This window comes from Oleiphilus sp. HI0117 (genome assembly GCF_001635235.1).
In genome coordinates this window covers 1-283 of the sequence record NZ_LWGA01000501.1, presented here as the reverse complement: position 1 = coordinate 283, position 283 = coordinate 1, and the positions used below count along the sequence as shown (strand labels likewise).

The window sequence follows — 283 nt, the reverse complement described above, 5'->3', positions numbered from 1 at the left end:
CTGGGCTGAGCCAAGCTCAAAAGCAGTCAATCAAACATACTCTTCGTGGCTTCAAGTTGTCGGGAGTGGCGTTGGAAGATGATGAAAAAGAAGCCTACTCGGCATTGAAGAAGGAGATGTCAGAGCTGACCAACAGCTTTTCGGAAAATGTCTTGGATGCGACACAGTCTTGGACGCTCTATTTTGAAGACGTTGATTCACTTGCAGGTCTGCCAGAAAGTGCACTACAACTGCTCGAAAGCCAGGCAAAAGCCAAGGGACATGAAAAGGGTTATCTGATTAC

General features: G+C 47.0%; 1 pseudogene. It reads left to right on the top strand.

Features of this window, described 5'->3' with window-relative positions:
- Positions 1–71: 71 nt before the first annotated feature.
- Positions 72–283 (top strand): annotated as a pseudogene (locus tag A3757_RS26470) (oligopeptidase A); the annotation flags it as partial.